The organism is Pleionea sediminis (assembly GCF_007570825.1).
Classification (GTDB): Bacteria; Pseudomonadota; Gammaproteobacteria; order Enterobacterales; family Kangiellaceae; genus Pleionea; species Pleionea sediminis.
On sequence record NZ_SUNB01000002.1, the window covers coordinates 481,770 to 505,138 of the forward strand.

The 23,369-nt window shown below is 40.8% G+C and carries 14 protein-coding genes; 5 read left to right on the forward strand and 9 right to left on the reverse strand.

Annotated features, from left to right (window positions below; all coding sequences use genetic code 11):
* Positions 1–157 precede the first annotated feature (157 nt).
* The 3 genes from fnr to FAX86_RS12055 form a co-directional block, all read right to left on the reverse strand.
* A complete protein-coding gene (fnr, locus tag FAX86_RS12045) occupies positions 158–904 on the reverse strand; it encodes a fumarate/nitrate reduction transcriptional regulator Fnr (protein ID WP_144393662.1) in 747 nt (248 codons plus the stop codon).
* A gap of 91 nt (positions 905–995) precedes the next feature.
* Positions 996–2,387: an oxygen-independent coproporphyrinogen III oxidase gene (gene hemN / locus FAX86_RS12050; protein WP_144393663.1), complete on the reverse strand. Its 1,392-nt coding sequence runs from the start codon at positions 2,385–2,387 to the stop codon at positions 996–998.
* Positions 2,388–2,487: 100 nt separating this feature from the next.
* Positions 2,488–3,432: a DUF808 domain-containing protein gene (locus FAX86_RS12055; protein ID WP_144393664.1), complete on the reverse strand. Its 945-nt coding sequence runs from the start codon at positions 3,430–3,432 to the stop codon at positions 2,488–2,490.
* A 150-nt stretch (positions 3,433–3,582) separates the two neighbouring features.
* Here FAX86_RS12055 and FAX86_RS12060 point away from each other — a divergent pair, with 150 nt between their 5' ends.
* From FAX86_RS12060 to FAX86_RS12075, 4 genes are all read left to right on the forward strand, one after another.
* Entirely contained in the window at positions 3,583–4,674 is a 1,092-nt protein-coding gene (locus FAX86_RS12060) for a polysaccharide deacetylase family protein (RefSeq protein ID WP_144393665.1), read from the forward strand.
* A 218-nt stretch (positions 4,675–4,892) separates the two neighbouring features.
* Positions 4,893–8,045 (forward strand): amidohydrolase family protein, encoded by a 3,153-nt coding sequence (locus tag FAX86_RS12065; protein ID WP_144393666.1) that lies wholly within the window; start codon positions 4,893–4,895, stop codon positions 8,043–8,045.
* A 3-nt stretch (positions 8,046–8,048) separates the two neighbouring features.
* Complete coding sequence (locus FAX86_RS12070; protein WP_144393667.1) at positions 8,049–9,344, forward strand: amidohydrolase family protein; 1,296 nt, start codon at positions 8,049–8,051, stop codon at positions 9,342–9,344.
* Between the two features lie 295 nt (positions 9,345–9,639).
* Complete coding sequence (locus FAX86_RS12075) at positions 9,640–12,651, forward strand: endonuclease (protein ID WP_205859186.1); 3,012 nt, start codon at positions 9,640–9,642, stop codon at positions 12,649–12,651.
* 95 nt (positions 12,652–12,746) lie between these two features.
* On the opposite strand, the gene FAX86_RS12080 is transcribed toward FAX86_RS12075, so the two are convergent.
* Both FAX86_RS12080 and FAX86_RS12085 read right to left on the reverse strand, forming a co-directional pair.
* Positions 12,747–13,421, reverse strand: a complete 675-nt coding sequence (locus FAX86_RS12080) for an aspartyl/asparaginyl beta-hydroxylase domain-containing protein (RefSeq protein WP_144393669.1) — start codon at positions 13,419–13,421, stop codon at positions 12,747–12,749.
* Between the two features lie 85 nt (positions 13,422–13,506).
* Positions 13,507–14,361 carry a glucosaminidase domain-containing protein gene (locus FAX86_RS12085; RefSeq protein WP_205859187.1) on the reverse strand — a complete coding sequence of 285 codons (855 nt, stop codon included), beginning with the start codon at positions 14,359–14,361 and terminating at the stop codon, positions 13,507–13,509.
* Between the two features lie 168 nt (positions 14,362–14,529).
* Between FAX86_RS12085 and FAX86_RS12090 the strand changes: the two genes are divergently transcribed.
* The gene (locus FAX86_RS12090; RefSeq protein WP_144393670.1) at positions 14,530–15,486 is read left to right on the forward strand and encodes a DMT family transporter; all 957 of its coding nucleotides are present in this window, start codon (positions 14,530–14,532) and stop codon (positions 15,484–15,486) included.
* Between the two features lie 22 nt (positions 15,487–15,508).
* Here the strand turns inward: FAX86_RS12090 and FAX86_RS12095 are convergent, their stop codons facing one another.
* From FAX86_RS12095 to aceE, 4 genes are all read right to left on the reverse strand, one after another.
* Positions 15,509–17,176, reverse strand: a complete 1,668-nt coding sequence (locus tag FAX86_RS12095; protein ID WP_144393671.1) for an HDOD domain-containing protein — start codon at positions 17,174–17,176, stop codon at positions 15,509–15,511.
* A gap of 145 nt (positions 17,177–17,321) precedes the next feature.
* Positions 17,322–18,746 (reverse strand): dihydrolipoyl dehydrogenase, encoded by a 1,425-nt coding sequence (lpdA, locus tag FAX86_RS12100; protein ID WP_144393672.1) that lies wholly within the window; start codon positions 18,744–18,746, stop codon positions 17,322–17,324.
* A 132-nt stretch (positions 18,747–18,878) separates the two neighbouring features.
* Positions 18,879–20,573 carry a dihydrolipoyllysine-residue acetyltransferase gene (gene aceF, locus FAX86_RS12105; RefSeq protein ID WP_144393673.1) on the reverse strand — a complete coding sequence of 565 codons (1,695 nt, stop codon included), beginning with the start codon at positions 20,571–20,573 and terminating at the stop codon, positions 18,879–18,881.
* A 28-nt stretch (positions 20,574–20,601) separates the two neighbouring features.
* Positions 20,602–23,271 (reverse strand): pyruvate dehydrogenase (acetyl-transferring), homodimeric type, encoded by a 2,670-nt coding sequence (gene aceE / locus FAX86_RS12110; RefSeq protein ID WP_205859188.1) that lies wholly within the window; start codon positions 23,269–23,271, stop codon positions 20,602–20,604.
* Between the last annotated feature and the right edge of the window lie 98 nt (positions 23,272–23,369).

Sequence of the window (23,369 nt, forward strand, 5' to 3'; positions counted from 1 at the left end):
TGCAATACAAATTTTAAAAATTGGGGAGCGATATTAATCAAGTAAGATTTGCTATTTAAGAGAAAAATTACAAGTTGAGAATGAAACAGGAAAAGTATTGATCTGGATCAATTAAATGGAAAAGTCCGAGCATTTTGGTCGGACTATTGATTGGAAGTTATTTCTCACCTTGAACGAAGTGACAGCGAGTGCCGGCCAAAGAACTCAGAGCTTCCGCATCGGAAATACTCACTTCCTTATCATTGACATCTATCAGCTCATTTTGCTGAAACTTGGTAAATAACCGACTCACAGTCTCAACCGCCAAACCTAAATAGTTTCCGATATCACTACGCGTCATCGTTAAGCGAAATTGCGAAGACGATAAACCACGCCGTCCGAATCGCTGAGAGAGATTAATAATAAAAGCCGCCAAACGCTCATCAGCCGCTTTCTTGTTAAGCAACATCATCAGCTCTTGATCTTCTCTGATTTCCTGGCTCATCACCTTAAAGAGCTGTTGCTGTAAGCCTGGCATTGAACGAGCCAACTCTTCAAGCTTATCAAAGGGAATGGCACAAATGGCAGAGGTTTCCAATGCTTTTGCAAAGCTGGGATGAGAACCGCTATTAATTGCATCTAATCCGACGATTTCACCCGGTAAGTGAAACCCGGTAATTTGCTCGATACCATCTTCACTAATGGTATAGGACTTCAAACTCCCCGACCGAATCGCATAAACGTTTTCAAACTTTTCACCGTCAGAAAACAACAATTCGCTCTTTCGAAGGGGACGACTTCGCTGAACAATTGCATCGAGATGTTCTATATCAGTTTCAGCCAACATGACTGGAAGACACAGCCGACTGATACTGCAAGATTGACATTTAACTTCGTACTTTTTGCTAAGGTCTTGTTTTAACATTAGTTTTAATAGCAGACTTGAGTTATTAAGCTATTATAAAACAGGACAAACACAAACGCACGATTTGCTTTACATACAACTGAATATCTCATCATACCGCTTTAGAGTAAGCTATGACTTCAGGCTGCTTACCCAGAAAAGCATCAAATGCCATACAAATATTTCGAATGAACATTCTTCCTTTGTCAGTTACTTGAATTCGATGCGACTCGCAGTGAATCAGGTCGTCTCTCTTCATTTTTCTAATTTCACGGAGCGAATCAGAAAAATACTCCCAAAACGAAATATTAAACTTTGATTCGACGTTTTTAATATCCAGCTCAAAATTACAAATCATTTCAAATATGACCGCTTTCCTAATGACATCATCTGAGCTCATTTTAATGCCACGCCAAACAGGCAAATGCCCATGCTCAAGTGCCTCGTAATAATTAGCTACAGTGCGTTCGTTTTGAAAATAACATTGATTGAAAGAACTTATTGCGGAAACACCAAATCCGATTAACTCACATTCTTTTCCGGTGGTATACCCTTGAAAATTTCGATGCAACTTACCGTTTCTTTGTGCTACTGCGAGTTCATCTTCTGGCAAGGCAAAATGGTCCATACCAATATATACATAACCCGCCTGCTGCATTCTGTTAATCGTTAATTCCAATATGGCTAACTTCTCTTCCACTGACGGCAAATCCTGCTCATTAATCTTTCTCTGAGGCTTAAATCGATGAGGTAAATGCGCGTAATTAAAAACTGACAAACGATCAGGTTTTAGATCGATAACTTGTTGCAAGGTTCGCTCAAAGCTGTTTGTTGTTTGAAAAGGTAATCCATAAATAAGATCAAAACTAATTGATTGAAAGTTTTCTTTTCGAGCGGCATCCACTAATGCTTTAGTTGAGGAATACGATTGTTCACGAAAAACTGCTTTTTGAACTTTATGGTCAAAGTCCTGAATACCTAAACTTAAACGATTAAAACCTAACGTTCTGAGCTCAGCAATTTCATCAACGCTAACGGTTCGAGGATCAACCTCAAGGGAAAACTCTAATTGATCCGCTGGCGCGATGTTAAAATAATGACGAAGCATGGTAACCAACCTGGCCCGATCGTTCGAATTTAGAAATGTAGGTGTGCCACCACCCCAATGAATTTGCTGAACCACTTGTCCTTTAAGAGATCTGGCTACCATTGCCATTTCTTTTTCAAGAGCATTCAGGTAAGGCTCCACTCGCGAATAATCACGAGTGATCACTTTATTACAAGCGCAGTAATAGCAAACATGCCAGCAAAATGGAATATGAATATAAAGCGACAGCGGTGCATTCGCCGAAAGCTCTCCTAAAGCTTGCAAATAATGTGATGAGCTTAGAGACTCATTGAATTCGAGAGCTGTCGGATAAGATGTATAACGGGGGCCACTAACATTGTATCGTTGCACCAACTGGCTGTCCCAACGAGTCACAGGCTGATTAGAAAGAGTCATAATACTGCGCTTTTTAACAAATAATTAGCGCATCATACCCTGTGAGCTCTGCTACCAGCTTGATCAAGATCAGGTTATAGATTTATATACTTCTCTCTGTTTAAGTCCTTGTTGGCATTAGTTTTTTCACTCCTGTCAAAATCAAAACAACGACTAACCCCGCTAAAACGCCCATAACAGCACTAAAAACTAACGGTGAAATCACGGTAATAACATTGCCGATTGTTGGAATAGCCTTTGCCTGAGCCGCCAAAGCATGATCCCAATGCGTTAATAAAGGAACACCATGCACGAGAATACCGCCACCCACCAAAAACATCGCCAAGGTTCCTACAAAAGCCAGCATTTTCATAAGGAATGGAGCAAAAATTAATAACCCTCTGCCTACTGCCCGTTTAAAACCGGCCCACGTGCTCTGAGCTAAGTCTTTAACAAGATACAAACCAGCATCATCCAATTTAACAATCCCAGCGACTAGACCATAAACAAACACGGTCATAAATAGCGCAATGCCAGATACAACACCCACTTGTGTGATAAAGGGAGAGTTTTGGACAGTACCTAAAGCAATCACAATAATTTCTGCTGAAAGAATAAAATCCGTTCTGATGGCACCTTTTATTTTTTCCTTTTCAAAAGTTACCATATCAGAACTGGGATCATGAAGCGCATTACGCACGCGTTCTTTTTGCTCCAACTCTTCTTTGGAGTGAAAAATCTTATGCAGCAACTTTTCAACGCCTTCAAAACATAAATAAGCGCCACCAATCATTAACAAAGGAGTAATTAAAACAGGGACGAAAACGCTAATAAGTAATGCGGCAGGAACAAGAATTAACTTATTGATAAATGAACCTTTTGCCACCGCCCAAACAACAGGTATTTCTCGCTCTGCTCGAACCCCAGACACCTGCTCGGCATTTAGTGCTAAATCATCCCCCAAAACACCGGCTGTTTTACGGGCAGCGACTTTAGTCATAGCTGCGACATCGTCTAGTACAGTAGATATATCATCAAGAAGAGTTAATAGACTGGCACCTGGCATAAATTACTTCGCTCTCAAAATAGTATTATTCACGCATCATAGCTTAAATTCATTCATCTAGAAAATAGAGTCCTTCTAAGGCATTTTTTATTAAAAAATCTTCCTGTGCTAATATCGGCTTATCAATTTATCCCAAGCAGATTACAGGTTATGGCTTTTCTTTTTCTGGTTGACTTACGCAACCTTGTGCGATTTATTACCAAACTGAGCATCATTGTCGGTATTACCATTTCAGCCTCAAAAGCAACTTCTATCAACAACTCTTCGATCGATAACATACCGCAACAACTGACGATCTTGCTTTATCATCATATTAGCGAAGAAACTCCTCGTAGCACTTCGACTAAGCCAGAAGAATTTGAAGCGCATTTAAAGTACTTAAAAGAAAATAATTTCCATGTACTCAATCTTGAAAATGCTATTAAACGACTTTTTAACGGTGAACCTCTCCCACCGAAAGCCATCGCAATCACCTTTGATGATGGATACGCTTCAATTTTCAATGAGGCTTGGCCTTTACTCAAACGCTATCAAATGCCATTTACAATATTTATTGCGACAGAGCCAGTCGACAATCAGTATTCATCAATGATGACTTGGCAACAATTAAACACGTTAAAAGAAGCAAATGTTTCTATTGCTAATCACACTAGAACGCATCCTCATTTATTAGGCTTATCACTCAAAGAAGCTCAAGAGGAGATCACATATGCCGATATGCAAATAAAGAAAGCACTAAATATTCAATCCAATCTTTTCGCCTATCCCTACGGTGAATATAACTTGCCACTATCTAACACTCTGCAAACCAATAGGCTATTTGGATTCGCACAATATTCTGGGCCAGCAACGGCATTGAGTTCTCCACAAGCCATACCTCGATTTTCTGTATCTGGGCAGTACGCAAAACTGTCAGACTTTAAACTTAAAGTAAACACGCTTGCTATGCCTGTGACTCACCAAGAGAAATACGAGCCACACATTACTCAGGCTAAAAAACATTTTTCATTAAACTTTGAGTCATTACCTTTTGCCCCATCGTCAATTCAATGCTTTTATAGTGGAAAGCTTATTTCAAACTTAAACTGGAAAAAAAGCCGTCTGAACATAGAACTGGACTCCCCTGCAAAATTTGGACGTTCACGTATCAATTGCACCGCCCCTACAGGTAAAAACAATCAGTTTTACTGGCACTCACTGCCTATTTTTCGAGAACCTGAAGATAAAAAATGGCCCGATTAATCACTTAAATTTAATAAGACAATTCATACTTGAGTTCGGTTACGGCTTTTTACTGCTCTGAAATTTGTAAAAAAATATGTAACTCTCTCTTTCTATTCAACTTTTTTATTTTATTTCAATGCCTTATATTTATTTGAATTTCATCTCAAACTCGTGACTCCAATAAGCACGCTGTGCGACACTTAAGACTTTTCTGCCAGAGAAGTTGAGATAACTAAATGAAAACGTTTACCCAATCTGTTGTCACAGCTGCAATTACCCTGTTGAGTTGTAGTTGGGCTTTTGCAGACCAGACCGGCCATGTTTATGGCATCCATGATAGAAGTTCTAAAAAAATTGCATTTACGAATGCTGTTGTGCATGTTGAACCCGGCAAAACCATAAATAACGCAACGTTAATTATAGAAAACGGGCGTATTTCAAGTGTTGAACGAAAAGGAAGCATTCCTAAAAGCGCTAGAGTGATCGATCTTAATGGCCACTCAGTATATCCCGGTTTCATCGATCCCTATAGTCATTATATTTTTGGCAAATCCGAATCAACATTCACCTTTGGTGAGCCACCTAAATACGAAGGAGATAGAACAGGAGGAAAAGCTTGGAACGAAGCCATTCATGCCGAAATCGATTGGGTGAACGAGTTCTCTCCAAACAAAGACGAAGCACTCAATTATATTAACAATGGATTTACCACTGTACAAACCGCAAAACTCGATGGCATTTTTCAAGGTCAGTCGGTTACTGTTTCTTTGGCAGACGACAGTCCAAGCCAACTCATTTATAATGCTAACAGTCGCCACTTTGGCTCATTTAACAAAGGTAGCTCAAAACAAAGTTACCCATCCTCACTGATGGGAAGTATTGCTCTCATACGTCAAACACTCAGTGATGCAAAATGGTACAAAGAAGCAAAAGGCAAAACCGATCATTTAATTACCGGTCAATTGGTTGAATATAATGCCGCCCTGGAAGAATTGAATGAACTGTCATCGGTTGGCTTAATTTTTAATTCAGAAGATCATTTATCAACATTAAGAGCCGATAAGTTATTCAAGAAATATGACTTGGATATTACTTACATTGCTGATGGCCATGAATACACTCGCATTAAAGATATAAAGTCCACCAATTCAACATTTATTCACCCCGCCGACTTTCCGGCTAAACCCAATGTAAACTCTTTCGAAGATCAACTGGATGTGTCTCTGGCAGAATTGCGGCACTGGGAAAGAGCCCCAAGTAATCCCGCGGTTTTAGCAAAAAACAAAGTCCCATTTGCGTTTACTCAGTATGGGTTAAAAGACAATAAAGAGTTTTGGAAAAACATCCGTTTAGCAGTACAGCATGGGTTATCAGAAAAAGATGCTTTAGCTGCGCTAACAACCGTTCCAGCAAAACTGTCTGGCATTGCTAATCAATCAGGAAAGCTTACTCCTGGAATGATTGCAGATTTTGTAATTACCGATGGCAATATTTTTGCAGACGGAAAAATCAAGTCTGTTTATTTACAAGGCAAAGAACACTCTATTACACCAATAAGTGTCACCGACTTCTCTGGAACCTACACATTAAATATCAACTCAAAAAAATTAAATCTCGAGTTAAAACAAGATAACCAGAAAGTATCTGGTTCGGTAAAAATGGGGGATGAGCAATCGGATATTAAAGTGACTTATCAGAAAGATGATACACTAAGATTTACCGTTGACCTTTCTAAATTTGATTTAAATGGCGTCTATCGATTTAGCAACCAATTCAAAAGTAATGCTCTTACCGGTTTCTACCTTACACCTGAGTCAAGTAAAATAAGCTTCACTAGTATTGCAAACAATACAGTTACCGATGAATCAAAATCAAAAGACGATAGTGCAAATGGCTCAGAAAAACCTGAGTATATCAGTCAACTCACAACGCCAAATCGAGCTTTTGGATTTGATCGACTTCCTAAGCAGCAAGATGTTCACTTTAAAAATGCAACGGTCTGGACCTCAGAAAAAGCAGGCATCTTAGAAAATACCGATATTCTTATAAGTAATGGCGAAATTGAAGACATCGGAAAGAACTTATCCACGCCAAGTGGTTATCAAGTCATTGACGCAACTGGTAAACACATTACGGCAGGTATTATCGATGAACATTCCCATATTGCCATCAGTAAAGGTGTGAATGAAGGTAGTGATGCAATTACTTCTGAGGTCAATATTGGAGACGTGGTCAATCCCAATGACATCAGCATCTATCGAGCGCTAGCAGGCGGAACAACCACGGCTCAATTACTTCATGGTTCAGCTAACCCAATTGGCGGGCAAGCACAAGTTATTAAATTACGTTGGGGCTCAAACGCGGAACAGATGAAGTTTAAAGCAGCTCCTGGTTCAATCAAGTTTGCTCTTGGTGAAAATGTAAAACAAAGTAACTGGGGTGATGAATTTACCATTCGATATCCACAAACGCGCATGGGTGTTGAGACTATTGTTCGGGATGCTTTTCTAAGAGCGAAAGAGTACAAAGCAAGCTGGGAAAAATACGATGATTTAAGCCGAAGTGAACAACGTCTTACCGCTCCACCACGCAAGAATTATCGCTTGGAAATCCTAAATCAAATTTTAGAAAACAAACGGTTCGTGCATTCACACTCTTATGTTGCTTCTGAAATATTAAGTTTGATGAAAATTGCAGAGGACTTCGGATTTCGTATTCAAACATTCACTCACATCTTAGAAGGATACAAGGTTGCCAAAGAAATGGCCGAGCATGGTGCTACCGCCTCGACCTTTGCCGACTGGTGGGCCTATAAGTTTGAGGTTTACGACGCCATCCCAGGAAATACCTGTTTAATGATGAAAAATGGTGTCAACGTATCAGTCAACTCTGACAGTAATGATTTGATTCGACGTCTGAACACTGAAGCGGCTAAATCAATCAATTACTGTAATATGAAACCTGAAGATGCCATTAAAATGATAACCATTAATCCGGCAATACAATTAAAAGTCGATAAGTACACAGGTAGTATCAAAGCAGATAAGCATGCCGATCTGGTTCTTTGGTCTGGTAACCCCTTATCCAATTATTCAAAAGTCGAACAAACCTGGATAGACGGCAAAAAGTATTTTGACCGCGAAGAAGACGCGCAAGTTCGTCAGTCACTTGCAAAAGAGAAGAATCAACTTATTCAGAAAATATTGAGTAATGGTAAAAGTTCAGAATCACACAAAGACTCAAATAATAAAGACAGTCACTCATTGGCGCTCACCAATATTTACATTGCTAAAACAGAACCCGCCTGGCATTGCGAAGATAACTTTGATTTTTGGGCATGGCAGTCGAGCCATAACAAGCAACATAATCATCAGCGTGCAGGAGAGTAAGTCATGAAGTTATTTAAAATGAAAACACAATTAATTGCTTTTGCTGCATTATCAATGAGCATGTTTTCTCTGGCGCACGATCTTGTCCCAGGGAAAAATGCGGAACACCCCATTGTGATAAGACATGCAACATTACATACCGTGAGTCAAGGAACGTTAGTTAATTACGATCTCTTGATTAAAGATGGAAAAATTGCAGAAATCGCCGATACGATTACAACGGATTCAAAAGTTCGTGAAATCGATGCAACAGGACAGCACGTTTACCCTGGCTTAATTGGTTTGTCCTCAACACTAGGGTTAGTAGAAATTAGCGCTGTACGAGCCACGCGCGATCAATCGGAAGTTGGAAGTATGACGCCTGAAGTTAAAGCTCATATCGCTTTCAATGCCGATTCAGAGTTGATTCCGACTGTTCGAAGTAATGGCATTACACACATTGAAGCGGCACCAACCGGTGGTGGATTAATTGGTCAATCTTCAGTGATGCATCTTGATGGTTGGCATTGGGAAGATGCGTTAGTTGAGTCGTCAGTCGGTATGCACTTGCGCTGGCCTTCAACTGGAATCAATAAGTCATTTTGGGAAACTCGCACGCCAGAAAAACAAAGAGAAGATAATGAAAAAGCTTTCGACTCTTTGCACGACACCTTTGAACAAATCCAAAGTTACGTCAAGGCTCGAAAAAATAACAAAGAGCAAGCCGTTGATGTTCGCTGGGAAGCAATGCGGCCAGTTTTTGAACAAAAAATCCCGTTATTTGTTCATGCCAATGATTACCGTCAAATTGCACAAGCCATTCAGTTTAGAGATAAGTTCTCATTAAAAATCATTATTGTTGGCGTTTACGATGCGATGAAAGCTTCGAAATTGATCAAAGATAATAATGTTCCTATTGTTTATTCACATACTTGGGGGCAACCCGGAAGAAGTGACGAAGCGATCGATGTTGCTTATAACACGCCTGCTTTTTTAGAAAATAATAACATTCCTTACGCTTTAGCCATTGAAGGCAGTTGGAATATTAGAGATTTGCCTTTCGCTGTTGGTCATACCATCAGTTATGGAGTTTCTAAAGAAACAGCTTTGCGTTCAGTTACTCTAGAACCAGCAAAACTATTGGGTGTCGATGACGTTATGGGCTCTTTAGAAAAAGGTAAACAAGCCAACATTGTGATCAGTAAAGGTGATTTATTTGATCACTTAACACACAAAGTGACTTACATGTTTATTGAAGGCAAAGAAATTGATTTAAACAATCGTCACAAAAAACTTTACGAAAAATATTCCAATCGTTAGTTAATCACTTCAAAAACGATTTATTTTTATTCAATCCAAAAACAAAGACTACTTAAGCAAGTAGTCTTTATCTCATCACTGCAATTTATTCGTCATTATTAATTCAAAAAAGTGACTCTTTTCCTTCATTTAATTTTAAAATCTCAACGCCAAACTTGCTGCGCTTAATTAGCGTAATCAACAGGTCCGCAAATTCACTCATGACCAAGGAGTGGTTGCGCGAATAAAAATCTAAACACAATTTAATGGTAAGACTATGATTCACTTTTTTATAAGAAAAAAAATGAGAGTGCTTGTGAGTCTCTCGTTCATTGTTAACAGTGCATTGACTCTAGCAGCGCCACCCAACGGATATTACGACAATATAAATACCTCCAACGGCGCAACTCTTCACTCCTCCCTCCATGAAATTATTGACGATCACCAACGTTTTCCCTACAACTCCAGCGGTACAGATACCTGGGACATTTTAGAAAACGCAGATCAAGATCCCAATAATCCATCCCGCGTTTTAGATGTCTATAAAAATGCGAGTTATCCAAAATACGGGGGCGGCAATAACGACTATAATCGAGAACACACCTGGCCAAAATCTTACGGTTTTCCCGACGACAACAGCGACAATTACCCCTTCACCGATACTCACCAACTTTTCATTTCCAACAGCAGTTACAATTCCAGCCGAGGCAACAAGCCATACGATAACTGCTCAACCAATTGCGACGAAAAACCAACCGACTTCAATAACAATCAAGGTGGTACTTCAACACAATCGAACTGGACACAAAATGATAAGTGGGAAACCTGGATTGGCCGTCGTGGTGACGTAGCTCGTGCAATTATGTATATGGCTGTTCGCTACGATGGTGGCACTCACGGTGTTACTGGCGCTGTTGAACCCGATTTGCGATTAACCGATGATCTTTCGCTGATCGATCAATCGAGCACAGGCCGGAACCTTTCTGTCGCTTACATGGGATTAAAGTCGGTTCTACTACAATGGCATCAAGAAGATCCTGTTGATGATGTTGAACGTCGACGTAACGACATCGTCTTTAATCATCAAGGTAACCGAAATCCTTTCATTGACCACCCAGAATTTGTGCTCTGCGTTTTCACTAACGATTGTTCTGGTATTGGCGGCGATGATGGAAATGATGATGACACCACAGCTCCTCAAACTCCGGAAGGACTATCAGCGATTGGCGGCAGGCAACAAATCCAGTTGAACTGGGATAACAACACCGAAGCCGACCTAGCGGGTTATCACGTTTATCGTAAACTGAGCAGCGATGTCTCGTTTAGTAGAATTACAGGCACGGCACTTAATCAATCTGAATTTCTAGATACACAGTTGAGTGACAACCTCTCGTTCGACTATTACGTAACAGCTGTCGACACTAGTTTTAACGAATCATCGGCAAGCGTTATTGTGACGGCGATGACAGATGCATCGACAGGTCCTGTCGATAGCGGAGCGTGGATTAACGAGATTCATTACGACAATGCCAGTACCGACTCTGGCGAATTTGTTGAAGTAGCTGGAACAGCAGGCCTTAATTTGTCGGGTTGGCAGATCGTTGGATACAATGGTAGCAACGGCTCAGCTTACAAAACAATAAATCTTGCGGGCGTTATTCCAGATCAAGCCAATGGATTCGGAACGTTAAGTTTTGAATTTACCGGAATGCAAAATGGTTCACCGGATGGTTTAGCGCTAATCGATGCCAGTGGCAACGTTGTACTGTTTATTAGTTACGAGGGCTCTTTCACTGCATCAAGTGGCCCAGCGAGTGGTTTGACATCACAGGATATCGGCGCGGCGGAAACGTCATCGACACCTGTAGGTCACTCATTACAATTAGCGGGCAGCGGATCAACATACTCTGATTTCAGCTGGAGCTCTCCTGATGTAAATACAGCGGGCGCTGTTAATACCAATCAAGCATTTTCAGGAACTAGTGAACCAACTCAGCCAACAGCAAGTTTTGAGTTCGCATGTAATGGTTTAGTTTGTCAATTCGATGCAAGTGCTAGTTCATCACCTGCAGGTGGTATCGACACTTACACCTGGTCGTTTGGTGATAATGTTAACGATACTGGAGTGACGACCAATCACACCTACTCTGCCGCAGGTGATTATTCTGTTACTCTGGACATTTTAGCCGCTGACGGTGGAACAGATTCGGTCACACAAACAGTATCTGTCGAGCCAAACTCAACGGGTGACGCTACGCTTGTCTGGATTAACGAAATTCACTATGACAATGCAGGTTCGGACACTGGTGAATTTGTTGAACTTGCCGGTGCTTCTGGAACAGATCTGACCGATTGGACATTAGTAACCTACAACGGCAATGGCGGTCGCCAATATAATTCTGTTGCATTAACCGGCGTTATCGCAAACCAATCGAATGGCTTTGGAACCATTTCATTCGAAATTGCGGGTCTTCAAAACGGTTCACCAGATGGCCTTGCGTTAGTTGATAATACAGGACAAGTCGTTCAGTTCTTAAGTTATGAAGGTAGCTTTGTTGCCAGTGACGGTATTGCTGCTGGAATGTCATCAGAAGATATTGGCGTTAGAGAAAGCTCGTCTACTCCAGTAGGTATGTCATTACAATTAGCCGGTACTGGATACCGTTACTCGGACTTCACCTGGCAATCTCCGAATGAACACACGGCTGGTAATGTAAACGCAGAACAATTTTTTATCGATACTGCACCGTCTGCTTCGTTCGAATTCAGCTGTGAGACCTTAACTTGTCAGTTTGATGCTCGCGGAAGTAGCACTCAAGTAGGTGAAATTATCGAATATCAATGGCAATTTGGTGATGATACAAGCGGCCAATCCGTTGAGTCATCGCATCAATATGCCAGTGGCGGAGAATACACCGTTACTTTAACGGTAGTATCCAGCAACGGTAAAACCAATAGCATTGCTCAACAAATCATTGTTGAACAACCCAGTTGGTTATTTGAAAACACGCATCCGCGATGGGTTTTCATTTGGTGGCCGGTTTACTCACAAATTATTGTCGACCAACCGTTAGATAATAATTATGCAGAAGTTTCCGTTAACATTAGCCACACTTACCGAGGTGACGTTTCACTTCGCCTCTATGCGCCCGATGGTCGATACTATGACTTGAAGAAACAAAATCGACGTGACAGTGACGATAACATCGTTGAGACCTATTCGATTCAAATTCAAGGTCAAAGCGAAGGTATCTGGACGTTACGTGTAAGAGACCACTATTTTGGTGATCATGGAATCCTAAATAACTGGTCTATCGAATTTAAATAATAAATTTGATGAACTAAAAAAGGCTGCGAATTTTCGCAGCCTTTTTTATTGACCCAAGAAAAGTTTTTGACTATGAAAGCCCAAAATCCGATAGCCTATCGATTTAAGCAATCACACTGGCTTTCTTGTTGATCCGTTTTTTCACAAGCTTGTGGCGAACAAGGAACACCAGGATGAGTATGAACCGCACAGCAACAAGGCTCCCCGGGAACAACCCAATCTAAAATAAGATGAATACAATCGTCCTGACCTTTATTTTCCAAAGAATAAGCTAATCGATTATTGATCTCGACAATCTCACCTTCCAGCATATTCATAGCAACATCACCAATGGTAAAAACGACATCGTCGCTCGTTCTAACGGGAACGTGAATTTGGTGAGAATGTACTAACGAGAACGCTTTATCGCGGTGCGCAGTAATTGCTTTTCCGGCGCCCAATCTAACAAAGTTCGCACGAATGAAAAAACCCTGTCCGAAGCGTTCGAAAAATGTTCGCCACTGAATCGCACCTTCATAAAAATCGGCAACCTGTTGAAAAATACTTCTTAAAGGCGATGAGAATGTCGCCAGCATTGGGTGACGCGTCGGATTAACATGTCTAAGATCACTGTCCCACGCCAGATATAAAGTGTCGATGTCTTTAAAAGCCTCATCACCAGGAATGAGTGGAGTCTTGCTCCAGGCTTCAGGTTTTAAATCTTGAATTAGTTTTTTTATGTCAGTCACATCAGCATCACCAATCTGCCGAAATTCGCTTTCAAAATTCACACCTTCACCCCTTAATAATTAAAGAACTTCTAAGACAAACCTTGAACGATTGTAACTGAAATTCGTGCAAAGGAAAAAGAACCGATCATTCGAGTGAGTTTTGGCGGATCATGGTCTGAATTTCTTTGACGTACTCTTCACGTCTTGTCGAATAATTTATCAACTCTTCTGCCAAGGTCGCCCCCAATAGCTTTTCATTATTTCGGAGTAATGAACGACGACGCTCCCTGAAACTCTCATAAGCTGCAAAAGAATTTAAATTAAGCATATAGCTCCAAACCGATTCTACAGGTGAGTCAAATACCGCAACTTCATATTGCTTACCTTCTGGTCGACTTTTTGGGATCAGTCCGCACCCTGGCTTAAAACACCATTGTCCAAATAAATTATTTCCCTCACGAGCAAACCTTGAGCGCCCCCAAGAAGACTCATTTGCAGCCTGAGCGAGTACGAGAGACTCGGGTATTACTTGAACTCTCAATTTTAACTCATCAATCATTGATAACTTGTTTTCAAAGTCACTCATATCTAATCGATATTTATTCGATAAATCACTAAGAAAACCTTCGTTTGCACGCTTGAATTGGCCATCGGATGAGTATTCTTTAGCCAACTCGATTAACCTATTTCTATCGTTACGTATTTCTAAGTTTAACTTTTGAACAATAGGCCTTAAAAAACTGAAAAAGGCCTCTTTTCTCTGCTTAATATCTTCAATTCTAGAAAAGTCAGGCAACTCAACCACTTGCTCGGGTTGCGGGTCATTTGGAGATGGAGAATAAAAGAAGACCAAAAATAACACTGCAGTTACTATCACGCTGATAATTAACATACGAGGTGTCTGGTCGTTTTCCTGATCAAAATTATACATAATCAAAAACTGTTCATTAAACGTTCGGAATATATCACATCCAGAAATTAAGTTCAGTTGTAGTATCACCAGCCGTTTTTACCTTGGAACTTATTTAAAACTCGACCATCACTCTCACAAAATCTTCACAATTAGTTACTGATATTTAATACCCCACTATTTAGTCCTTATATCGATTTAAAACTGGTTAATTCACCCCAAATAAATATAATTCTTCTTTTAGTTTTGAGATGTACCATGCACCAAACATCAGGCCAGTGGAAACTTGGGCTACTCCTATCTTTGACCACCGCAGTTTTGTGGGGATTATTACCCATTGCTTTAAAAGGGCTTCTTGAGTACACCGATCCCATCACAATTATCTGGTTTCGTTTTGCCATTGCGGGTACGTTTCTATTCGCCTTTCTTGCCCACCAAAAATCGCTTCCTCAACTATCAAGTTTAAAGCGATATCCCATTCTATTTTTAGTTAGCTTGGTGATTCTGGGACTCTTAGGAAATTACGCTTTCTATCAATACGGATTGTCGTATGTAACTCCAGGAAGCGCCCAAGTCATGATACAAACAGCGCCAATGCTTTTACTCCTTGGCGGATTGATTGTTTTCAAAGAAAGGTTTCATACAGCACAATGGTTTGGCCTAATCGTATTTTGTGTCGGTTTAATTTTATTTTTTAATCAACGTTTTGATACATTCTTTAATACCAGCGATGAATTCTCGATTGGATTATTCTTAATTTTTATAGCCGGTGTCTTATGGGCAATTTACGCGCTTGCTCAAAAGCAATTGCTTCTACATTACGAGTCTGAGCAAATTATGATTATGATATATATCGCCGGTATCATTGTGTTTATTCCTAACTCAGACATAACCTTTGTCAATCAACTCGATACACTGGGCTGGGTACTGTTAATTTTCTGTGGTGCAAACACCCTTGTCGCCTATGGAGCTTTTGCAGAAGCTTTAGCACATTGGGAAGCTTCTCGAGTTAGTGCCACATTGGCTATAACACCGTTACTAACTCTCATGTTTATGCAATTAACAGACTATCTTTTTCCCGGCTACATGCAACCCGAACCGGTTAATTCATTAAGTATTATTGGCGCCTTGCTGGTTGTCGCTGGATCGGCCGTAACGGCTCTTAGTAAAAGCAAGAAACTTGAGTCAGACATAAAAGCTCTCGACACAAACTAAAGTTCATCGTGCTAACTTATACTTAACGACTAGAGAGCATCATTAATGTTAAGTCATCTTCCCATGACTCAATATCGGACTCAAACCGTCGTTGCAAACAACTCAGCTGTTCTTTTAACGATAGTTTTTTAGATTCTACAATCCATTGAACAAAAGCTTTGGTTCCCAATTCTTCCCCATTGGCTTTATGTGCTTCGGTAATACCATCAGTATACAAATACAAACGATGATTATCAAAACTAACAACTTCCGGCGTATAGTTTACAGCTTCAACAACACCTAGCGGAGGACCGTGCGGTTCAATTTGTGAAATCGAGCTTTCTCCTATTTGTAGGGCGGGTATGTGGCCAGCGTTCACCAGTTCGAGTTTTTTTTGTTTAAAATCAATTTTTCCTGCAATAAAAGTAACAAACATTCCACGAACTGAAGTTTCACAAATTTCATCGTTAATTAAATTAATGATAGCTTTTAAATTAGATTCGACTTTTGATAAACAGCGGTAAAGTGAAATTGTTTTAGTCATTACTAAAGCAGCATGAGTCCCTTTTCCCGATACATCGCCCAAACAAAAAGAAATACTGCCGTCCTCGTGTTCATAGTAATCAAAAAAATCGCCACTTAATTTTTTAGCAGGAATGTTAATGGCAGCGACATATTCACAATTGGAAATATCCGACTGAAAGCTTTGTTGTATCTCTCGCGCAACCTCTAACTCAGAGTTAAGCTTTTCGGCTAAAACATCACGCTCTAACAGTGCATCTTGCAGCTTCCAAGTCAGTTCTTGATAACTTAAATTATCTTCTGCCAATTTTTTATTGGCTTGCTGAAAGACTTCATTCAAATCAAATTCAACATCTTTGCTCACATCTAAGGCGGAAGAAGCTTCTTTGACCTTATGATGTAGATCGTCAAAAAGCTCTTGCAAACTCTCTTCTTTTATTGAAGTTTGACTGGACAACAAAACTTGCTGCGCTTCTACTTTATTACAACTGTTTAAGAGCGCGACACTCCAGTCGGCTAAACGTAATGATTTTACTAATGGATCTTGATGCGATGCTTCATGATGATGTGCAATTGAAGATACAAATCGTTGCGGTAATGACCAATGCGCCAACAGTTCTGCTCCGATCTCACAGTGATCGGTTGAAAATAAATCATGCTCCATTCTTAATCGATGATTCGGAGTATTGCTGTACAAAACAGGCCACCGATCCAATTTTTCAGGAGACAAGATAAACAAGGTTAAGAATCCAATATCCGCCAAAAGACCGCAAGTGAAGGCTTCTGACTTTTCATGCTCGGAGAGAAGTTTGTTAGATTCAGACTCAAACCAAAGTTGACACGCAACAGCACGATACAGCGCATCTTTCCAAAACTCATCAATATCAATACCATCAAGTTCCAGCTGAGACACGGTCTCTTTTATCGCGAAACATAACGTAATGTTTTTAACGACTCCAAGTCCCATTGCAACAATAGCGTGAGAAACCGATTCAATAGACTGACTAAATGAATAAAATGCAGAATTAGCAATACTGATCAATCGACTGGATATAATCGCATTAGCACTGATCAATTTCGACAAATCTTCAACTTCTGTTTCAGGCTCAGTGCAAGCTTTCATCAAACGAAAAATTGCTTCGTCTGGCATAGGTATTTGTTCGGGCTTGATATTTGCCAATGAAACCATTCGACCGACCTTCAGAATAACCCACTTAAGATAATCAACTGGGTTGTATCGTATGTAAATAGCTGGAGCTACACGTCTATGTGATAAGGATAGTCCATATAAAAAAAGGCGCTAACAAAGCGCCTTTTATTGAGTCTTGCATCAATTATTTTTTTCGTTTTGGAGGTAAATCAGTACAAGTACCTTCCAATACTTCTGCTGTGAATCCGACGGACTCAGATAATGTTGGATGCGGATGAATAGTTAACGCAAGATCTTCTGCATCGCAGCCCATTTCAATTGCCAAAGCAACTTCGGCAATTAATTCACCAGCATTTACACCGATTATCGCACCACCGATAATGCGTCCTGTCGACTTATCGTATATTGTTTTAGAAAAACCTTCAGTACGTCCAACGCCAATGGCTCGGCCACTAGCGGCCCAAGGGAAAACAGCTGTTTCGAAATCGATACCTTTCTCTTTCGCTTCTTTTTCGGTAACACCTACCCAGGCAATCTCAGGATCAGTATACGCAACTGAAGGAATACATAAAGGATCGAAGTAATGTTTCTTACCAGCAATGACTTCTGCAGCTACATGCGCTTCGTGAACTGCTTTATGTGCCAACATGGGTTGACCGACAATGTCACCAATCGCATAAATATGAGGGACATTAGTACGCATTTGTTTATCAACAGCGATAAATCCGCGCTCATCAACATTCACACCAGCCGCTTTACACTCAAGCAAATCACCGTTAGGACGCCGTCCAACAGCGGACAATATACGATCGTATTTTTGTGGCTTTTCAGGCGCGTTTTTGCCCTCAAAAGTAACGTGCAAGCCATCTTTTTTGGCTTCCACTTTAGTCACGCTTGTTTCAAGCATGATACTATCAACTTGCTTAGACAGGAATTTTTGATAAACCTTAATAACGTCTTTATCAGCAGCCGGAACTAATTGATCGGCCATCTCAACAACCTCAATTTTCGCTCCTAATGCACGATAAACAGTAGCCATTTCGAGACCGATGATTCCACCTCCTAAGACCAACATTTTCTTAGGCACATCTTTAAGCTCTAACGCCCCGGTTGAATCCATGATGCGCTCATCATCTGGTAAAAATGGAAGCTTTACGACACGCGAGCCTGCTGCAATAATGCAGTTATCAAAAGTAACCGTTTGTGTTTTACCGTCAGCATCGGTAACTTCAAAAGATTTGTCTGATGCGAATTTAGCAACACCTTGCACAACCTTAACCTTGCGCATCTTCGCCATGCCCGCCAAACCTTTGGTAAGCTGGCCAACGACACCATCTTTGTATTCGCGGATTTTATCGAGCTCGATTTTAGGCTTGCTAAATTTAACACCATGAGCAGACATATGCTCAGCATCATCAATCACTTTTGCAGTGTGTAGTAAGGCTTTCGAAGGAATACATCCTACATTCAAGCACACGCCGCCCAGCGTTGAATATTTTTCAATCAATACGACATCGAGGCCCAAATCAGCCGCTCTAAACGCCGCTGAATATCCACCAGGTCCCGCACCTAGCACCACTAACTGTGCTTTAATATCACCTTTACTCATGTGACCCTCTGTTCCAATTATTTTTGCATTAGCGAAAAAGTGTGCGAATTGTAGCGCAAGGCGGCCCACTTTCCCAAATTTAATGGTGGTCGAGGCCTATAAATCCCTCTAACACCATTAACGGTATTTTGCTTACAGCAAAACTCGTCGAATATCTTTAAGCGTCTCTGCTAAATGGACACAAAATCTTGCCGCGTCGGCACCATCAATAACGCGATGATCGTACGAGAGCGACATCGGCAACATCAACCGTGGCTCGAATTCGCTTCCATTCCAAATAGGTTTAGTTTGATTTCTACTCAATCCTAAAATAGCAACATTGGGCCAGGCGACAATGGGAGTAAAACTGGTTCCACCGATACCGCCTAATGATGAAATCGTGAAAGTACTTCCTTGCATAGCGTCAGCACCGAGTTTCTTATCTCGTGCCTTGGCACTTAAATCGGCAAGTTCATTAGCAATTTGATAGATCGATTTTTGGTCGACATCACGCACTACTGGGACAACTAATCCTTCAGGCGTATCTGCGGCAACGCCAATATGAAAATACTTTTTAAGAATTAAGTTTTCACCATCGTTGGCCAAAGAAGCATTAAACCTGGGAAACGCTTTTAAGGTGTGCACTAATGCTTTCATAACGAAAGCTAATGGAGTTAAGCGAACGCCTTGCTTAGCCGCATCTTCTTTCATCGATTTACGAAACTCTTCGAGCTCCGTGATGTCGGCATCTTCATGTTGCGTTACGTGAGGAATGGTCACCCAATTTCGATGTAAGTTAACACTGCTGATTTTCTGAATACGAGAAAGCGGTTTGGTTTCAATTTCACCCCACTTGCTAAAATCGATTTCCGGCATCTCGGGCATGACAGATGAACCCGTCGCTGCAGTAGCCTTGGGACGCGATAACTCAAACTTCACATATTTTTGAACATCGTCTTTTGTAACCCGGTTTTTATTTCCAGTACCATTTACCTTACCCAGCTCAACACCAAGCTCACGAGCAAATCGGCGCACTGCCGGGCTGGCATGAACAAGTCCTTCTTTACGAGTTCTGGCATGTTGTGGGTAATCTGGCACCGGAGCTTTTTTACTCGCAGCCGACGCATCTGAAGCAGAAGAATTGTCATCTATATTCGAAGAATCGCTTTTTTGTCCATTTGAAGACGACGTATCTTTCTCTTCATCTTTATTGTTTGAATCCTCTACTTGCATCATAGCAATCAAAGATCCTTTACTAACTTTATCTCCGGTGGCAACTTTAATATCAGAAATTTTTCCAGAGAAAGGAGAAGGAACTTCAACCGTTGCTTTATCTGTTTCTAAAACGATTAAACTATCATTTTCATCAACAGAATCTCCTTTGGAGACACAAACTTCTATAACATCGACATCTGCAGCATCACCAATATCGGGAACCGTAACTTCTTTTTCGGTTCCGCCCGAACTGGAATTTTGCGAGGATGCTTCTTTTTCCGAATCTGATGATTCTTTTTCACCGGCAGCGTCATCACTTTCAGAACTTTCTTTGACTGACTCATTTTTCGACGGTTCACTTTTTGACGAATCGTCTCCTGCCGATTCATTGTCAGATACTTCGACAACCAAAATCACATCACCTTTAGAGACTTTATCTCCGGTAGACACTTTTAGTTCTTTTACAATACCGGCATCTGAGGCCGGTACGTCCATCGTCGCTTTATCCGTTTCCAAAGTAATTAAAGAGTCTTCTTTTTCTATTTTATCACCTTCACTCACTAAGACTTCAATGACATCTACTTTGGAGGCATCACCAATATCTGGGATTTTCACTTCAACTAATTTCGTCACAATATTCTCCAGAATTCTTTTTAGACGCTTAAGCCGTTAGTGGATTAGGTTTATTGACATCGATGTTGTATTTCTTCAACGCTTCAGCAACATGCTTACGTTCAATTAAATTGTCATCTGCCAATGCCATTAATGCAGCAACGGTCACATAGTTGCGATCGACTTCGAAGAAATTTCTTAAGTTTGCACGACTATCGGAACGGCCAAATCCATCTGTACCTAACACTCGATACGTTGACGGCACCCATTGTCGAATCTGATCGGCATAAATTTTCATATAATCCGATGCTGCGATTACAGGACCATCTTGCTTTTCAAGACACTCAGTAACAAAAGCTTTTTTCTGCTTTTTATTGGGATGGAGAAGGTTTTCACGATCGGTATTCAAACCGTCACGACGTAATTCATTAAAACTGGTCACACTCCAGATGTCCGACTCAATATTCCAGTCATCTCTCAACTGCTCAGCAGCGGCTTCCACTTCCCGAAGTATTGTGCCGCATCCTAATAATTGAACTCTCAATTGACCTTTATTCGATTTTGCACCCGACTTCAGTTTATACATTCCCTTAATAATGCCTTCTTCGGCTCCTTCTGGCATAGGAGGATGCTCATAGTTTTCGTTCATTGTGGTGATGTAGTAATAAACGTTTTCCTGATTTTCGTACATGCGACGCATACCATCACGAATAATTAACGCAAGCTCATAGGCGTAGGTTGGATCGTAACTGATGCAATTAGGAACCGTTGACGCTAAAATGTGACTGTGACCATCTTGATGTTGTAAACCTTCACCATTTAAGGTTGTTCTACCCGCCGTCCCACCAACGAGAAAACCACGTGCTTGCATATCACCTGCCATCCAGGCCAAATCACCGATACGTTGAAAACCAAACATAGAGTAATAAATATAAAAAGGAATCATCGGCAAATTATTAGTTGAATAACTTGTCGCAGCGGCTAACCAACTAGAAAAAGCCCCTGCTTCGTTAATTCCCTCTTCAAGAATTTGACCTTTTTTATCTTCTCGATAAAACATCACCTGATCAGAATCTACAGGATCATAAAGTTGTCCGACCGAAGAATAAATTCCATATTGTCGGAACATGCCTTCCATTCCAAAGGTACGCGCTTCATCCGGTACAATTGGCACGACGCGTTCACCCAACTTTTTATCTTTCAGCAAGACATTTAAAATCCGAACAAAGGCCATTGTCGTTGAAATTTCTCGACCATCAGAACCTTTAGTAATTGCTTCAAATGCTTTTAACGGAGGAACTTCTACTGCATCCGATTTGGCTCGTCTTTTTGGCAAATATCCACCAAGAGATTTTCTTCGCTCTTTTAAATATTTAATTTCTGGACTGTCATCACCAGGATTATAAAAAGGTACATTTTCGAGATCTTCATCTTTAATAGGTATATTAAAGCGATCGCGGAAATGTTTGAGCGCTTCAAGATTCATTTTCTTTACTTGATGCGAAACATTTTTTCCTTCACCGCTTTCACCCATTCCATAACCTTTAACGGTTTTCGCCAAGATCACCGTTGGTTGTCCTTTATGATTCACAGCACGATGATATGCAGCATAAACCTTTGTTGGATCATGACCGCCACGATTTAAACGCCAGACATCTTGGTCGGACATATTAGCAACCATTTCAAGCAGCTTAGGATGCTTACCGAAAAAGTTATCGCGCGTGAACTTACCACCTTTAGCTTTGTAGTTTTGATATTCACCATCGACTGTTTCTTCCATGGTCTTCAACAATAAGCCTTCGGTGTCACGAGCGATAAGAGGATCCCAATAACGTCCCCAAATGACTTTTAAAACATTCCAGCCCGAACCACGAAAATCGCCTTCAAGCTCCTGAATAATCTTTCCGTTTCCTCGAACCGGCCCATCCAAACGTTGCAAATTACAGTTGATAACAAAAATCAAATTGTCGAGCTTTTCACGACCTGCCAAAGAAATGGCTCCCAATGATTCTGGTTCGTCCATTTCTCCATCACCTAAAAAGGCCCAGACTTTTCGACCCTTTGTTTTGGTCAATCCACGGTCTTCAAGATACTTAAGGAATCGCGCTTGATATATCGCACTAATAGGACCCAGTCCCATAGAAACCGTTGGAAATTGCCAAAAGTCGGGCATTAACCAAGGGTGCGGATAAGAAGACAAGCCTTCACCACCGGCTTCTTGCCGAAATCCAGCCAATTGCTCTTCATTTAAACGCCCTTCTAAAAATGCTCGAGCATAAATACCTGGAGAAGCATGCCCCTGGAAATAAACTAAATCGCCACCGAAGTCATCGGTTTCACCACGGAAAAAATGGTTGAAACCAACATCGTATAAGGTTGCCGATGAAGCAAAACTCGATAAATGCCCACCAAGATCTAAATCTTTTTTTGTCGCTTGAAGCACAATTGCTATTGCATTCCAACGAATCAAAGAACGTAAACGACGTTCCATTTCTTGATCACCGGGAATGTGCGCCTCTTGAGAAGGAGGAATGGTATTAAGATAAGCCGTTGTCGCATCGTAAGGAATATGCGCTCCCGAACGGCGAGCTTTATCAATTAAACGCTCTAATAAATAATGGGCTCTTTCAACACCTTCTTCTTCAAGCACAGCCTCGAGCGAATCTAACCATTCCTGCGTTTCGACTGGATCGACGTCGTTTTTTGAATCCATCGCCATGGACAGGGTTCCTCTTCAATTGTTCGTTTTATACCAACACAGATACGTATGATGATGTAAGTAAAGACCAATTTACTCCCCAATGCGAATAGGTCGGA

Bases quoted from the DNA above. Each gene is read 5' to 3' on its own strand.
- FAX86_RS12070 (WP_144393667.1), top strand. From the start codon at position 8,049: ATGAAGTTATTTAAAATGAAAACACAATTAATTGCTTTTGCTGCATTA.
- FAX86_RS12055 (WP_144393664.1), bottom strand. From the start codon at position 3,432: ATGCCAGGTGCCAGTCTATTAACTCTTCTTGATGATATATCTACTGTA.
- lpdA (WP_144393672.1), bottom strand. From the start codon at position 18,746: ATGAGTAAAGGTGATATTAAAGCACAGTTAGTGGTGCTAGGTGCGGGA.
- FAX86_RS12065 (WP_144393666.1), top strand. From the start codon at position 4,893: ATGAAAACGTTTACCCAATCTGTTGTCACAGCTGCAATTACCCTGTTG.
- FAX86_RS12095 (WP_144393671.1), bottom strand. From the start codon at position 17,176: ATGGTTTCATTGGCAAATATCAAGCCCGAACAAATACCTATGCCAGAC.
- fnr (WP_144393662.1), bottom strand. From the start codon at position 904: ATGTTAAAACAAGACCTTAGCAAAAAGTACGAAGTTAAATGTCAATCT.
- FAX86_RS12060 (WP_144393665.1), top strand. From the start codon at position 3,583: ATGGCTTTTCTTTTTCTGGTTGACTTACGCAACCTTGTGCGATTTATT.
- aceE (WP_205859188.1), bottom strand. From the start codon at position 23,271: ATGGCGATGGATTCAAAAAACGACGTCGATCCAGTCGAAACGCAGGAA.
- hemN (WP_144393663.1), bottom strand. From the start codon at position 2,387: ATGACTCTTTCTAATCAGCCTGTGACTCGTTGGGACAGCCAGTTGGTG.
- FAX86_RS12090 (WP_144393670.1), top strand. From the start codon at position 14,530: ATGCACCAAACATCAGGCCAGTGGAAACTTGGGCTACTCCTATCTTTG.